Below are 14,944 nucleotides of genomic sequence, written 5' to 3'. Positions count from 1 at the left end.
GGGCGAGACCGGGGGGAAACGTCATGAGGGTCCGTCGCGTTACGTCGGTTGTCGCGTTGCTGGTGGTGGTGTCGATGACTGCCATGCTGACCAGCTGCTCGAAGAGCTCGCAGGCGGTCTCCACCAACCCGCCGGCCGGGGTCAACGCCGGGCCCGACGGCAAACCGGCGCCGTTCCACGAGCCGGTCCGGCTGCGGAGCAAGGACGGCGTGCTCGAGGTGCGGCTGTCGGCGCACCAGGGCACCGTCAACCTCGACACCGTCAAAGAACCGGTCTCGAACTTCCTGGTGTTCGGCTTCGACCTGATCAAGGGCAGCAGTTCGGACGGCTCGACCAAGGGGGACAACCTCTATCCCGCGCCGACTCTTCGGGTCGACCCGGGCGAGCGTCTGATCGTGCACTACGACAACGACCTTCAGGGCCTGACGGTCAAGGACTTCTACGATCCGGCATTCACGCCCAAGGGCGGCGAGGTGCCCATCTACCCCCCGACGCTGACCGAGGCGCCGCTGAACCTACACACCCACGGCCTGCACGTCAGCCCCTCGGGCAACGCCGACAACGTGCTGCTGTCGATCCCGGCGGGCATGGGCAACACCTACACCTATGACGTGCCCGCCAACATGCCCAACGGGTTGTACTGGTACCACAGCCACCGTCACACGATGACGACCCAGCAGACCTACGCCGGCCTGGCCGGGCTGTTGGAGATCGGCCGCCCCGACGGCAATCTGCCGCTGGTCACGCAGAACGACATTCCCATGCGCAACATGGCACTTCAGTACAACTACGTGTTCGACCGCAAGGGCGGCGGACACCAGCTCAACAACTACGCCTGGCCGCAATTCGTCAGCACCCTGACGCCTCCCAAGGGCAACGAATTGGCCGACGGCACTTATCAACCGAGCCTGGCGCCGGTCAACATCGCCGACACCAGCAAGGGCTCGCAGTACTTGACCGCGTGGTGGGCCGGCCCACTGTCACCCCACAACAATCGCGGCCAGACCCAGTTCATCCCGCAGAACCTGATGAGCTTCGACAGCCCGACGCTCAAGATCCCCGAGAACAAGGCACTGCCCGACAACGAGCGTGACGTGCAGTTCACCGTCAACGGCCAGTTTCAGCCCGAGTTGAAGATCAAGCCGGGGCAGACGGAGATCTGGTCGGTGGCCAACATCAGCGACATCGGGTACATGACGGTCCGACTGACCGAGACCGCCACGGGCAAGCATCCGAAGTTCGCCATCGTCGGTCAGGACGGCAACCCGTACACGCAGGTGCAGCGGCCCGTCTTCGGAGACGGGACGACGCTGAGCGTTCCGCCAGGGTCGCGCTATGCGATCGCCGTGACGATGCCTGCCGAAGGCGACCTGGTTCTGGAGTTCCCGCCGAACCCCGAGGCCAAGCCGCTCGTGCTCCCCGGTGTGGTGTACACCAACAACGGCACCAAGAACACGCCCGCGGTCCTCGGCACGCTCACCGTCGACCCCAAGTACCTCAGCTTCGCCGACGGCTTCTTCGTCTTCCCTACGCAGACGTTGATCCGCGCGACGCAGGACACCAGTGGCCCTGGCCGGACCACGGCCTTCGAGCCGGGCCAAAACCTCGGTGCCTACACGTCATTCGTGGACACCTCGGTGATGACGCCCGCCGTGCGACGGGCGATGACGATCACCGACACGATCGGCGGCGACAAGGCCAGCCACAACGATCCCAAGGCCGTCATCTACATGTTCGAGCCCGCCGGATTTCCTAACGTCCCGCTGATTCAGCCCCGGCTCAACTCCGTCGAGGAGTGGACGATCACCAACCAGAACAACGATGCGCATCCAATGCACATCCACGTCAACGACTTTCAGGTGATGGAGATCGACGACCCGAATCGGGGGACGACGGGCGTCGAACCGTGGGGCGTCGACAACGTCAACGTTCCCGCCCCGATCTTCAACGACATGCACGTCGTGACCACCCCGGCGAAGCTGACGCTGCGCCAGGAGTTCCTCGAGTTCCCGGGAACGTACGTGATCCATTGTCACCGCCTAAACCACGAGGACAACGGGCTGATGGCCACCATCAACGTCATCCCGGAGGTGTCGACCTACGCGGTGGCCACACCCGGATCCAACGGCAAGCCCGCGACGGTTCAAGTCCGGGATGGCAACGGCGACAAGGTCGTGCAGACCGTCGTCCCGTTCCCCAACTTCGAGGGAGTCCCGTCGGTCGCGATGGCCGACGTCAACGGCGACGGAGTGCTCGACCTCGTCGTCGGCACCGGCAAGGGGGTGTCTCCCCAGGTGGTCGCCTATGACGGCAACGACACCACCGACGGCGTGTTCAAGACCGAACTCACCCGCTTCGCGCCCTTCGACGAGAACTTCACCGGCGGGGTGACGGTCGCAGGCGCCGACATCGACGGAAATGCGCGGGCCGACAACATCATCGTGGGCTCGGGGCCGGGGATGGAGTCGCAGATCAAGGTCTTCTCGTCCACCGTGCCGAGCGAATCGGGCAAGGCGCCCGACGTGTTCTCCGCGTTCACGCCGTACCCCGGCTCCGAATCCGGGGTGACGCTGGCGACCGGCATGGTCGAAATGGGCTCCGGTCGGGAGAGCATCGTCACGGCGCCTGGTGCAGGCGAGGCACCGCTCATCAAGACGTTCCGGTACGACCTCTACGAACCGACCGCCAGGGCGCGTGCCAACGGCACTGCGACGCAGGAACATTCGGCGGGCGGCCGGACCGATCCGCGGATGACGGCGCAGTTCATGGCCTACGACGACGCCTACCAGGGTGGCGTCGGCCTCTCGACGGGCTGGGTGGCCGGCGCCCAAGGTGGCGCAAAGAGCATCATGACCAGCCAGCTCGCCGGCGCCGGCACGGTGCGGGCGTGGTCGACGGGGTCGCTCCTCGACGGGCAGCCGGACGTCTACCTGGACAACCCGAACCACCACGAGGAGAACGCCACCTACGCCCAGATCGCGTCGTTCGACCCGTTCCCCGGGGCGGGTGTCACGGTCGCCACGACCAGCACCACCAGCGGCGCGGACGTACTGGTGGGCGGGGTGACGCCGACAGGGGTCGAAGTCCGCAAGTACACGCTGGAGCGCACCTCCCCCGAGGCGACGACCGTCGACCCGAAGCTGATCGCGACGATTCCGATGCCGGCGGGCGGTGCCGCACCCCTTGGCGGGCGTTGACCTGCGCCGGGTGACGATCGGGCGATAGTGGGTAAGGCTTTTGGCATGGCCCCCACCCGCGGTTCGATCTACGCTGCCCATCTGCGCCGGGGCGGGACCGCCGCGGTGCAGTTCATTGCCGTGGTCGCCGCCCTGTGGGTGCTCGGCTGGGTGGTGGGCAAGGCCTGGGTGATCATCCTGCCGGTGGTGCTGGCGCTGATCGTATGCACGGCGCTGTGGCCGCCGGTGCGGTGGCTCCGTGAGAAGGGCGTGCCCCCGGCCGCCGCGGTACTGCTGGTGCTCCTCCTCGCGGTGGGGGTCGTCGCCGCCCTGATCGCGGCCGTCGCGCCGGCCATCTTCGAGCAGTCGGTCGAGCTTGCCGATCAGGCTCAGGCAGGCGTCGTCCAGGTGCGGAACTGGCTCGACGGACCGCCACTGAACGTCAGCGAAGCACAGCTCAACTCGGGCGTCGCGGCCGTCAACGACTGGTTGAACTCCAGCAGCGCACAGATCGCCTCGGGGTTGTTCACCGGCGTCGGCGCGGCAGCGTCGGCACTCATCACCCTGTTCACCGCGATCGTCGTGACGTTCTTCCTGCTGAAGGACGGCCCGGACTTCATCCCCTGGCTTCGACGAAGCGTCGGCATGCCCGCCGCGCCGCACCTCGCCGAGGTGCTGAGCCGCTGCTGGTCGACCCTCGGCGGCTTCATCCGCACCCAGGCCCTGGTAAGCCTGGTCGACGCGGTGCTGATCGGCGTCGGCTTGGTGATCCTCGGGGTGCCGTTGGCCTACGCGCTGGCCATCGTCACCTTCATCGGCGGGTTCGTCCCCATCGTCGGTGCGTTCGTTGCCGGCGGTCTCGCCGTGCTGATCGCGCTGGTGTCCAACGGACCGGTCAACGCCCTGATCGTGCTGGGGCTGATCTTGGCCGTTCAGCAACTCGAGGGCAACGTGCTTCAGCCGTGGTTGCAGGCGAAGTCGATGAAGCTGCACGCGGTGATCGTGCTGCTCGCGGTGACCTTGGGCAGCACGATCTTCGGCATCATCGGCGCCTTCTTGGCCGTGCCGGTCGCGGCCACCGGGGCGGCGATCATCCGGTACTACGGCGAACAGGTGGGTAAACGGGCCGGCGAGACGCCGCAGGAAGACGACACTCCCGAGGACGAGTTAGTAGACGACGACGAAGAACCCGTCACGGCAGATGCCAAATGACTTGCGTCGCAAGGTAGAAGACCACCACCCAGAACGCGTTGAGGCCGAACAACAACGCGAGGCCACGCCGATTCTCACGTGCCGCCGAAGCCGCTGACGTGGGACGCAGCCAGCGTCTGAGCACGGGATTCACGTAGTACGGCATCGCCAGAAAGCTCATGGCGAAGCTGGACAACAGGTTTCCGACCAACATGCCGAGCCACAGCGGCATGTGTAGCGGCGACAGGGCGAGCGTCAGGACGACCACGGTGGGGTAGAGGCCCATCCAGACCGCAAGCGAGGTCTTGACGTCCGAGGGTGGTGGCGCCTCTCGGCCCTTGTCGTCGAAGGCAAACCAGCTGCCGAACGAGTTGTCGACGGTGCGCGAGTGGAAGTCGGCGAACTTCTCGCCTTCGGCGAGCAGCTGCCTGCGTTGATCGGAGACCAACCACTTCTCCAGATCCGCCTCGCTCTCGAAGCGGTAGAGGGTGGTCCACTCGTCCTGAATGCCCTCGACGGGACGGAACACCTCGGTACCCCGGAATCCCTCGAACATGCTCTCCGCCAGGCGAAGTCGATCCTGCCAGGCCAGGAAGTCGGCGACGTTGTCCGGGCTCACGCGGTGCGTCACCACGACGGTGACCAGGGGATCGCTGGGGCGGGCGCCGCCGCTGATCACCTGCTGCGTGCCGGGGCCGTCGAGGTAGCTGGCACCATCGGCCAGCAGTTCCTGGCGGGTGGCGCTGTTGATCCACGCCTGCACGTGGGCAATGGAATCGAAGCGGTATACGACCACCCAGTCGGGCTGCACCGCGGTCGGCGGGTTGACCTCGGCGCCAAGGAATCCCGGGTAGACCGCGGCGCGGGAGTTCACGTTGAGCTGCCACTCTTCGAAATCCCGCTCGCAGCCGGGCCGTACCTTCTGGCCGATGATGACGGTGGCCGCCGTGTCCGTCGACTTGCGGGTGTCCATGGCGTCGCTCACGCGACGGGGATCGGGCGAGCCGACGGCAGCCGGTCGTAGATTCGTTCGGGGGTCAGGGGGAGGTCGCGGAACCGCACCCCGGTCGCGTCCTCCAGCGCGTTGGCCAACGCCGGCGCGACGGGGTTGATGCAACACTCCGCCATGCCCTTGGCCTTCATCGGGCCAACGGAGTCAGAGGATTCCACGAACAGCAGCTCCGTGCGGGGCACGTCGGCGTAGGTCGGGATGCGGTAGTTGCGCAGGCTCGGGTTGGTCATCACGCCCGCGTCGTCGACGCCGAAGTTCTCGGTCAGCGCGAAGCCGATGCCCATCGCGACGCCGCCGTCGACCTGCCCCCGCGTCTGGGCCGGGTTGATGACCACGCCTGCGTCGGTGGCGTGCACGCTGTAGAGGATGCGGATCTCGCCGGTGACCCGATGCACGGCGATCCGAAAGCCGTGGCTGTTGGACGTGACGCTGCGGGGCGACCCGTATGCCTTGCGCGACTCGGTGAAACGGATGCCGCGGGCCGAGGCGGCCTTCAGGAGCTCGGCCAACGAGACCCGGGTGCCGCCGCACACCACGGCGTCGTCGTCCAGAGCGCAGTCGGCCAGCGGGACGCCGGTGTGGCGTGCGGCGAAGCCGAGGATGCGATTGCGCAGCGCCGTCGACGCGTAGTTCACCGCGTTGCCCGCGACGAACATCCCCGCGCTGGCGAACGCGCCGGTGTCGAACCCCGTCTTGTCGGTGTCGGACTGCACGAGATGGATTCGATCCGGCGTGGTGCCCAGGTTCGTCGCGGCGATCTGCACGTGCACCGTCGAGGTGCCCTCACCGAATTCCACCGTCCCGACCGCGATTTCGTACGTCCCGTCGGCACGCAGCGTCGCCCACGCGTCGGAGAGGTGTTCGGTCGGAGGTGCGGTCTCGTGCAAGGACGCCGCGGAACCCGCCCCCACGAGCCAGTCCTCGCCGAGGTCGCGCCCGCTGTCGTCACGGCGCAGGGCCTCGTCGACCAGGTCGACGCACTCGATGATGCCGTCCTCGGTGAACTCCACGTCGTCGGCGTGCTCGGCCAGTGCCAGCAGGGCGTCACCGGGTCGGACGACGTTGCGGCGTCGGAGTTCGGCAGGGTCGAGGCCGAGCTTGACCGCCAGTTCGTGGATGGCGCACTCGACGGCGTACCCGGGCTGCGTCATGCCGTAGCCGCGCAGCGCACCACTGGGAACGGTGTTCGTGTAGACCGACCAGGCGTCGAACTTCTTGTTGGGACAACGGTATAGCGCGATCGCGGCGCCGGCCGCGAACAGGGTCTCGCCACCGTGGTTGCCGTAGGCGCCGGTGTTGGAGACGTTGCGGTAGCCGAACGCGGTCAGCGTGCCGTCGGCCTTGGCGCCGAGGGTGACCGTGACCTTCATCGGGTGCCGGGGCGACGCGGTGGTGAACTCCTCCTCCCTGGTGAACTCCCACGACACCGGCCTTCCGGTGTCGAGTGTCGCCAGGGCGGGCAGGTCCTCCGAGATCAGTTCCTGCTTGCCGCCGAAGCCGCCGCCGACGCGGGTGCAGAACACCCGCAACTGATCTGGCCGCAGGTTGAACAGGTAAGCCAGCTTGAGCTTGGCGATCGACGGGGACTGCGACGCCGTGCGGACGTTGAGTCGGCCGTCCTCCATCCACGCGATGGAACCGTGGGTCTCCAGATGCGCGTGCTGGACCCGGGGTGAGAAGTAGGTGGCCTCGTGGATTACGTCGGCCTCGGCCAAACCCGCGTCGAATTCGCCTATTTCGCCGTGCAGTTCGAGCAGCACGTTGTGTGCCTTGTCATGGGCGAACGGGTCGTCGTAGCTGTGCAGTTGGGGGGCGCCGTCGCGCATCGCCTCCTCGGGGTCGAACACCGCGGGCAGCACCTGGTACTGCACCACGACCCGACGGCAGCCCTCCTCTGCGGCCCGCACGGAGTCGGCGAGCACGGCCACCACGCGCTGGCCGGCAAAGCGCACGACGTTGTCGAGCATGTACGTGTCGTCGGGGTCGACGAGGTGGTCGGTGTGGATGGCGGTGCTGTAGCGCCTCCGCGGGACGTCCTCCCACGTGTAAACCCGTTGCACACCAGGAACTTCCATTGCGCCCGACGTGTCGATCGACACGATCCTGGCGTGCGCGTGGGGGGAGTGCAGCACCTTGAGGTGCAGCATGCCCTCCATGGTGGTGTCCATGGTGAAGTCGACAGTCCCCGTCACGACGCCGGTGGCGGCGGGCGCGCCGACGCTGGTGCCGACGGCCTGTCCGGGCTTGGCCTCCTCGATGGCCGTGACGCCGTTGACCGCATCCTCGATGGCGCGGTAACCCGTGCAGCGGCACAGGTTTCCCTTCAGCGCGCGGGGGAGATCCTTCTTCTGCTCGTCGGTGAACGTCGCGGCGGTCATGATCATGCCCGCGGTGCAGAATCCACATTGGAAGCCGGGTGCCTTGCGGAACTGCTCCTGCATGGGGTGCAGGTTCCCAGGGGTGCCGAGGCCCTCGATGGTGGTGACTTCTCGGCCGTCTGCGCGGAAGGCAGGGGTGATGCAGCTGTGCACCGGAGCGCCGTCGAGCCACACGGTGCACGCACCGCAATCGCCTGCGTCGCAACCCTTCTTGACGCCGTGCACGCCGAGTGACCGGACGAAGGTCCTCAGGCACTGGCCTGGGTCGGGCTCGGCATCGACGGTCTCGCCGTTCACGGTGTAGGTCATCGGTGAGCTCCCGTGCTGAGTTCGGTGCGGATTTCCTCGGCGTAGTGCCGCGCCAAGTGCTTGCGGTGACCGGGGCTGCCGTTGGGATCGTCGAACCACACGTCGGCGCCGATCGCGTCGACTGCGTCCGCCACGGCGTCGGCCGACGGCATCGTGTCGAACGTCAGCCGGATCGGGTGCGTGGTGCCCGCCGTCAGTGTCAGTGTCAGGTCGTCGGTTCCCGGGCTTTGGGTCCCCACCATGAAGATCGTCGACCGGCCCATCTTGGTGAGGGTGAAGCGGCGGTGGGCATGGCGCTTGTGTAGCGCGCTCACCGGTATGTGGATGCTGCGCAACAATTCTCCGGGTCGAAGGACCGTCGAATGGTTGCCGGTGACGAAGTCGACCGCGTCGACGGTCCGCTCGGAGCCCGTCGTCGACCACAGCTCGTAGGTCGCGTCCAGCGCCACCGTCATCGTGATCATCGGGCCCGCGGGAAGGGCCATGCAGATGTTGCCGCCGACGGTCGCGGAGTTCCAGACCTTGAACGACGCCAGGAACGCTTCACAGCTGGTGTGCAGCAGCGGTGCGGCGGCCCACTCCGCGGGCGCGGTGAGCGCGTAGAGGTCCCCGATGGTGCACATCGCGCCGACGTCGAGACCGTCGGCGGTCACCTCGAGTGAGTTCCAGCCCAGTGGCGCGAGGTCGATGAGGCGTCGAAGATCGGGTTGCGAGTCGGAGAAGAGCCAGGTGCCGCCGGCCAACCATGCGTCGCCGGGCCGCCACACCGGGCCAGGGACGGCGGGCGGATTTCGGATGACGTCCGTGACCGTGCTGATGTCCACGCAGTTCCCCCTAGTCGATCGAACTGTTCGACTGTAGGTCTTCGAGCGAGTTCCTTCCTCGCGGTCTACGTTCAGGGCGGCGACTCAACCCCCAGCAACCACGCCACCCGAGGAGGTCCCGGTGACAGCGATCGCCGTGACCGTGCTGCACCGCCCGGTCGAGGCCCCCGCACTGGACGGGTGGCTGGCGGCGGTGCGGGCTGGTTGCGACCGGCTAAACGGCTTCGTCGGATTGTTCGTCTCGGCGCACGTCGACGAGCGCCTCGAGCTGGCAGTGGCGGTCACCTTCGCCCACGAGGAGCAGCTGTGCGAATGGCTCGACGGGCCGGCGTGGGCCGCACTCCTCGCCGACGGCGCGGTTGTCGGAATTCGCCGGGCGTCATCGGATCTGGTGATCGCCGACGACGAGCCGACCCCCGCCGGGGTCGGCGTCTTCCGGCACAGCGTGCTCACCGGTCGGGTCGACGAGTTCACGTCCGCGCAGGCCGCGCTCGTCGACGTGAGCGCTCGGTTCCCCGGGTACGAGGGGACCGTGGTGGTGCCGACGTCGGCACCCGGAGAGTGGTTGTCGCTCATCCGTTTTCGTACCGACAGGCTGCTCGCCGCGTGGCTCGGCTCACGCCAGCGTGCGGAGGCCCTGCCGTCGTTGCGGTCCACGCTCCTGAAGGACTTCTCGACGATGTCCAGCACCACCCCGTTGGGCACCACCGTGCGCACCAGCAACGGCAAGACGGTGATGACGCCGAATTGGAAGTCGGCGATGTTGGTGCTCCTCGTCCTCTATCCCACCGTGATGGTGCTGTCGAGGTTCTTCGGCCCAATGCTCGACGCGGTCGGTGCAGAGCCCTGGTTGGCGCTGTGGGTCAGCCAGGTCGTCAGCGTGTCGGCCCTGCAGTGGTGGCTGATGCCCGCCGTCACGCGCCCGTTCCGTAGGTGGCTGGATCCGGTCGACGGCGCCGGTCGGAGGGTCAGCGTGATCGGCGGCGCGACCGTCGTCGCGCTCTACGTCGTGACGTTGGCCGTGTTCGCGTCGGTAAAGTGGCTGCAGTTCTGGGACTATGTGGATTGACCATGCTCGAACTGCGTCGAATCGGCTGAGAGGGCGGCGAGTGACTTTGCTAGCCCCGCGGCGCGCCGCACTGGTCGGTGTTCTGCTGTGGGTCGTCTTCGCGGTCTGGCTCAGCTGTCATCGGTTCCTGGGGGAGGCGTGCGGCCCAGAAGTGGAGCGCGTCGTGAGCCATGTGGCGTTCGTCGTCTTCGGCGTGTTCGCGCTGGTGTGCGCCTGTATCGCGGCCGTGGCGAACCGGGGACGGGCGCGGGCGGCCTGGATATTGGTGGGTGTCGGCGCGGCCGCGTGGATGGCCGCCATCGCCGGCTCTGACGTGCATTCGCCTTTGGGCGTCGTCGCGGTGACCTTCGCCTCGGTGTTCGACGCCGGTTTCGTCGTCTTCCCGATCGTGACGTGCGTGGCGCTGCTGCTGCTGCCCGCCGGGCCTGCCGGACCGTCGACCATGCGATTGGTCTCCGACGGGCTCGTCGTCTTGGGGTCGCTGTTCCTGATCGCCTGGATCGTCGTCCTGCGCGCGCTGTTCGACGCCGGCCGCATCGATCCGGTGATGCTGGGGGTCAGGTTGGCCTATCCGATCCTCGACCTCGTCGCCATCACCATCGGAGTTTTGGTCGTCATTCGGGCGAAGGGCGCCGCTCGGATGTCGGTGGCGTTGTTGACGGTGGGCATCGTGCTGATGTCCATCTCGAACGACGTGCTGTATCACCTGGTCGCCAACAGTGGCCGCAGCAGGGGAGACCTACTCGACCTTGGCTGGGCAACCTCGCTGGTGGTGGTCGGGATGGCCGCACTGGCCGGCTGTCGCCCGCAACGCGCCAGACCCCTCCCGGTCAACGACATCCTGTGGTTGCCGTACGTACCGCTGACGATCGCGGGGGTCGTCGTGGTCGTCGATCTCGCCAAACCCGCATCGGTCGTCGTGCTGTCGGTGTCCGTCGTGCTGGTGGTCACGGTGCTCTTCCGGCAGTTCCTGGTGATGGGCTCGCACCAGCGCCTCTTCGCCGCCGTGGCCGAACAGGCGCTGAGGGATCCGCTGACGGGGTTGGCCAATCGGTCCCTGTTCACCGACCGGCTCGAACATGCCGTGGAGCTCCATAGACGCGAACTGTTCGGGGTGCTCGCGGTCGTCACACTCGACCTGGACGACTTCAAGCTGGTGAACGACGGGCTCGGACATGCCGCGGGTGACGTGCTGCTGGCCGAGGTCGCGGCGCGGATCGTGGGCGCGGTGCGCAGCGGTGACACCGTCGCCCGGCTCGGTGGCGACGAGTTCGCGATCCTGATCGAGAAGGGGCGGGAGTCTCCCGACGTCGTCGCGCAACGCGTCGTCGACGCGTTCGACGAACCCTTCATCGTCGACGGCCACCTGCTGCCCATCCGGCCCAGCGTCGGGCTGTCCGTCGCTCCGGCCCGCAGCGACCTTCAGGCCGACGTGCTGCTCAAGCAGTCCGACCTGGCGATGTACGCGGCCAAACGCACCAGGGGCTCCGGGATGGCGACCTTTGCGTCGGATACGGGACCGATGAGCCGTCTGGCGGTCGAGGACGACGCGCCCCGACTCGGGCTGCTCGGCGATCTGCGCCAGGCAATCGCGCGCGGCGAGCTGTCGATGGTGTACCAACCGAAGGTCGACCTGCGGGCCGACGGACAGGTGGGCACGGGGGTCGAGGCGTTGGTCCGGTGGCACCACCCCGAGCACGGTCTGTTGACCCCAGACGAGTTCCTTCCCCTGGTCCGGCGACACGACTTGACCGAGGCCATGACCGAGTTGGTGTTCGACCTGGTGTTCGCGGACGCGGCGCAGTGGCGCTTGGCCGGCCGCACGGTCCCCGTCGCGGTCAACCTCTTCGCCCCGTCGTTCGACGACGCCGACCTTCCCGAGAAGTTGACGGCCGCACTCGCCGACCACGGGATGGCACCCACCGAGCTGACGTTGGAGATCACCGAGGACCTGGTCATCGAGGATCTGGAGCGCGCTCGCGACGTGCTGGAGCGACTGCGCGAGAGTGGCATCCGCGTGTCGATCGACGACTTCGGCAGTGGGTTCAGCGGTTTGTACTACCTGCGGGAGTTGCCGGTCGACGAGGTCAAGCTCGACCAGCGGTTCGTCATGCCCATCGTCGAGGACGACCGGGCCGCCTCGATCGTGCGGGCGGTGATCGACCTCGCCCACGACCTAGGGGTGACGTGCGTCGCGGAGGGTGTCGAGACGGTGGAGATCGCCGACCAGCTCAGGACTTACGGGTGCGATTTGGCGCAGGGATACCTCTTCAGCCGGCCGGTCACGGCGACTGAGTTGCTCGAGACGTTGGCGAGCGTCGACGGCGAAATGATCGCGTCGGCACACTAGATAGAGTTGAGTGGAACAGACTCAACCTTGACGGCGTTGAACTACCCGAGAAACATCTTTCCCTGACAGAAATGGAGGTGTCGTGGACTCGTTCAACCCGACCACGAAGACCCAGGCGGCGTTGAGTTCGGCACTGCAGGCGGCCAGCGCCGCAGGCAACCCCGAGATTCGGCCCGCTCACTTGCTGGCGGCGCTGCTCGCACAGAGCGACGGCATCGCAGCACCCCTACTCGAGGCCGTCGGCGTTGATCCCGCGATCATTCGGACCGGGGCCACCAACCTCGTCGAACGCCTGCCCAAGGCCAGCGGCGCCAATTCGACGCCCAACCTGTCGCGTGAGTCGCTCTCGGCGGTCACCGCCGCGCAGCAACTGGCCGGTGAGATGGACGACGAATACGTCTCCACCGAACACCTGCTCGTCGGTCTCGCCACGGGCGACTCCGACGTCGCCAAGCTCCTCAGCGGCGCAGGCGCATCTCCGCAGGCGCTACGTGAGGCGTTCACCAAGGTGCGTGGCAGTGCCCGCGTCACCAGCCCCGACCCCGAGGGCACCTACCAGGCGCTGGAGAAGTACTCCACCGACCTGACCGCCGCCGCCCGCGAAGGCAAGCTCGACCCAGTCATCGGGCGCGACAACGAGATTCGTCGCGTCGTCCAGGTGCTGAGTCGCCGCACCAAGAACAACCCGGTGCTCATTGGCGAACCCGGCGTCGGCAAGACTGCGATCGTCGAAGGCCTCGCCCAGCGCATCATCGCCGGCGACGTCCCGGAGAGCCTGCGCAACAAGACCGTCGTCTCCCTGGACCTTGGTTCGATGGTCGCGGGCGCGAAGTTCCGCGGTGAGTTCGAGGAGCGGCTCAAGGCTGTGCTCGACGACATCAAGAACTCGGCAGGCCAGGTCATCACGTTCATCGACGAGTTGCACACCATCGTCGGCGCCGGTGCCAGCGGTGAGGGCGCGATGGACGCAGGCAACATGATCAAGCCCATGCTGGCCCGTGGCGAGCTCCGCATGGTCGGCGCCACCACGCTCGAGGAGTACCGCAAGTACATCGAGAAGGACGCGGCCCTCGAGCGGCGCTTCCAACAGGTGTTCGTCGGCGAACCCTCGGTCGACGACACCATTGGCATCCTGCGCGGACTCAAGGACCGCTACGAGGTGCACCACGGTGTGCGGATCACCGACTCCGCTCTGGTCGCCGCGGCCACGCTGTCCGACCGCTACATCACCAGCCGCTTCCTCCCCGACAAGGCCATCGACCTGGTCGACGAGGCCGGTTCCCGGCTGCGGATGGAGATCGACTCCCGTCCCGTCGAGATCGACGAGGTGGAACGCCTGGTGCGCCGCCTCGAGATCGAGGAGATGGCGCTGGCCAAGGAAACCGACGCGGCGTCAGTCGATCGACTGGACAAGCTGCGCGCCGAGCTGGCCGATCACAAGGAGAAGTTGTCGGAGCTGACCACGAGGTGGCAGAACGAGAAGGGCGCCATCGACATCGTCCGCGACCTCAAGGAGCAGTTGGATCACCTGCGCGGTGAGTCCGAACGCGCCGAACGCGACGGCGACCTGGCCAAGGCCGCCGAGCTGCGGTACGGCCGCATCCCCGAGGTCGAGAAGAAGCTCGACGCTGCGCTCCCGCAGGCTCAGGCGCAGGCCAACGTCATGCTCAAGGAAGAGGTCGGACCCGACGACATCGCCGACGTCGTCGCGGCCTGGACCGGCATCCCCGCCGGTCGCCTGCTCGAAGGCGAAACCGCCAAGCTGCTTCGCATGGAGGACGAGCTCGGCAAGCGCGTCGTCGGGCAGAAGAAGGCCGTCCAGGCCGTATCCGATGCGGTCCGTCGTTCCAGGGCTGGCGTCGCCGATCCCAACCGGCCGACGGGTTCGTTCCTGTTCCTCGGCCCGACCGGTGTCGGCAAGACCGAGCTGGCCAAGGCGTTGGCGGACTTCCTGTTCGACGACGAGCGGGCGATGGTCCGCATCGACATGAGCGAGTACGGCGAGAAGCACTCCTCTGCCCGCCTCGTCGGTGCGCCTCCCGGCTATGTCGGCTACGAACAGGGCGGTCAGCTGACCGAGGCGGTGCGGCGACGCCCGTACACCGTGGTGCTGTTCGACGAGGTCGAGAAGGCCCACCCGGACGTCTTCGACGTGCTGCTTGCCGTGCTCGACGAGGGCAGGCTGACCGATGGTCAGGGCCGCACGGTCGACTTCCGCAACACCATCCTCATCCTGACGTCCAACCTCGGTGCCGGCGGCAGCAACGAGCAGGTGATGGACGCGGTCCGTCGCGCGTTCAAGCCGGAGTTCATCAACCGTCTCGACGACGTGCTGATCTTCGACTCGTTGCAGCCCGACGAGCTGGTGCGCATCGTCGACATCCAGCTCGAGCAGCTGCAGCGGCGGCTGGCTCAGCGTCGGCTGACCCTCGAGGTGTCCCTGCCGGCCAAGCAGTGGCTCGCGGACCGTGGCTTTGACCCGCTCTACGGGGCGCGTCCACTGCGCAGACTGGTTCAGCACTCGATCGGCGACCAGCTCGCCAAGCAACTGCTGGCGGGTGAGGTGCACGACGGCGACGTGGTGCCGGTGAACGTCACCGCGGACGGCGAAGGCCTGATTTTGGGCTGAGTTCCC

Annotated in this window: 8 protein-coding genes; 5 read left to right on the top strand and 3 right to left on the bottom strand. The window is 67.2% G+C overall.

Annotated features, from left to right (window positions below; genetic code table 11):
- The first annotated feature begins 23 nt into the window (after positions 1 to 23).
- Together ASD37_RS10705 and ASD37_RS10700 are read left to right on the top strand one after the other, a co-directional pair.
- Positions 24 to 3,197 (top strand): multicopper oxidase domain-containing protein, encoded by a 3,174-nt coding sequence (locus ASD37_RS10705; protein WP_056550912.1) that lies wholly within the window; start codon positions 24 to 26, stop codon positions 3,195 to 3,197.
- A gap of 45 nt (positions 3,198 to 3,242) precedes the next feature.
- Positions 3,243 to 4,388 (top strand): AI-2E family transporter, encoded by a 1,146-nt coding sequence (locus ASD37_RS10700; protein ID WP_056550911.1) that lies wholly within the window; start codon positions 3,243 to 3,245, stop codon positions 4,386 to 4,388.
- Here ASD37_RS10700 and ASD37_RS10695 read toward each other — a convergent pair.
- The 3 genes from ASD37_RS10695 to ASD37_RS10685 are packed head-to-tail and all read right to left on the bottom strand — an operon-like array spanning position 4,369 to position 8,890.
- Positions 4,369 to 5,340 (bottom strand): antibiotic biosynthesis monooxygenase, encoded by a 972-nt coding sequence (locus ASD37_RS10695; protein WP_056551065.1) that lies wholly within the window; start codon positions 5,338 to 5,340, stop codon positions 4,369 to 4,371. The genes ASD37_RS10700 and ASD37_RS10695 overlap by 20 nt on opposite strands.
- Before the next feature lie 8 nt (positions 5,341 to 5,348).
- Positions 5,349 to 8,066 carry a molybdopterin-dependent oxidoreductase gene (locus ASD37_RS10690; protein WP_056550910.1) on the bottom strand — a complete coding sequence of 906 codons (2,718 nt, stop codon included), beginning with the start codon at positions 8,064 to 8,066 and terminating at the stop codon, positions 5,349 to 5,351.
- Complete coding sequence (locus ASD37_RS10685) at positions 8,063 to 8,890, bottom strand: xanthine dehydrogenase family protein subunit M (protein ID WP_056550909.1); 828 nt, start codon at positions 8,888 to 8,890, stop codon at positions 8,063 to 8,065. The genes ASD37_RS10690 and ASD37_RS10685 overlap by 4 nt, the downstream gene beginning before the upstream one ends.
- 121 nt (positions 8,891 to 9,011) lie before the next feature.
- Between ASD37_RS10685 and ASD37_RS10680 the strand changes: the two genes are divergently transcribed.
- The 3 genes from ASD37_RS10680 to clpB all read left to right on the top strand — a co-directional run bounded on the left by ASD37_RS10680 (position 9,012) and on the right by clpB (position 14,938).
- Entirely contained in the window at positions 9,012 to 9,959 is a 948-nt protein-coding gene (locus tag ASD37_RS10680; protein WP_056550908.1) for a hypothetical protein, read from the top strand.
- Positions 9,960 to 9,999: 40 nt separating this feature from the next.
- Positions 10,000 to 12,309 (top strand): bifunctional diguanylate cyclase/phosphodiesterase, encoded by a 2,310-nt coding sequence (locus ASD37_RS10675; RefSeq protein ID WP_162253255.1) that lies wholly within the window; start codon positions 10,000 to 10,002, stop codon positions 12,307 to 12,309.
- A gap of 82 nt (positions 12,310 to 12,391) precedes the next feature.
- Positions 12,392 to 14,938 carry an ATP-dependent chaperone ClpB gene (clpB, locus tag ASD37_RS10670; protein WP_056550906.1) on the top strand — a complete coding sequence of 849 codons (2,547 nt, stop codon included), beginning with the start codon at positions 12,392 to 12,394 and terminating at the stop codon, positions 14,936 to 14,938.
- Positions 14,939 to 14,944 lie beyond the last annotated feature (6 nt).

It is taken from the genome of Mycobacterium sp. Root135, from assembly GCF_001426545.1.
Taxonomy (GTDB): Bacteria; Actinomycetota; Actinomycetes; order Mycobacteriales; family Mycobacteriaceae; genus Mycobacterium.
This window is presented reverse-complemented; position numbering and strand designations above follow the sequence as displayed.

Coding starts and splice junctions, on each gene's coding strand:
- ASD37_RS10695 (WP_056551065.1), bottom strand. CDS start 5,340: ATGGACACCCGCAAGTCGACGGACACGGCGGCCACCGTCATCATCGGC.
- ASD37_RS10705 (WP_056550912.1), top strand. CDS start 24: ATGAGGGTCCGTCGCGTTACGTCGGTTGTCGCGTTGCTGGTGGTGGTG.
- ASD37_RS10690 (WP_056550910.1), bottom strand. CDS start 8,066: ATGACCTACACCGTGAACGGCGAGACCGTCGATGCCGAGCCCGACCCA.
- ASD37_RS10700 (WP_056550911.1), top strand. CDS start 3,243: ATGGCCCCCACCCGCGGTTCGATCTACGCTGCCCATCTGCGCCGGGGC.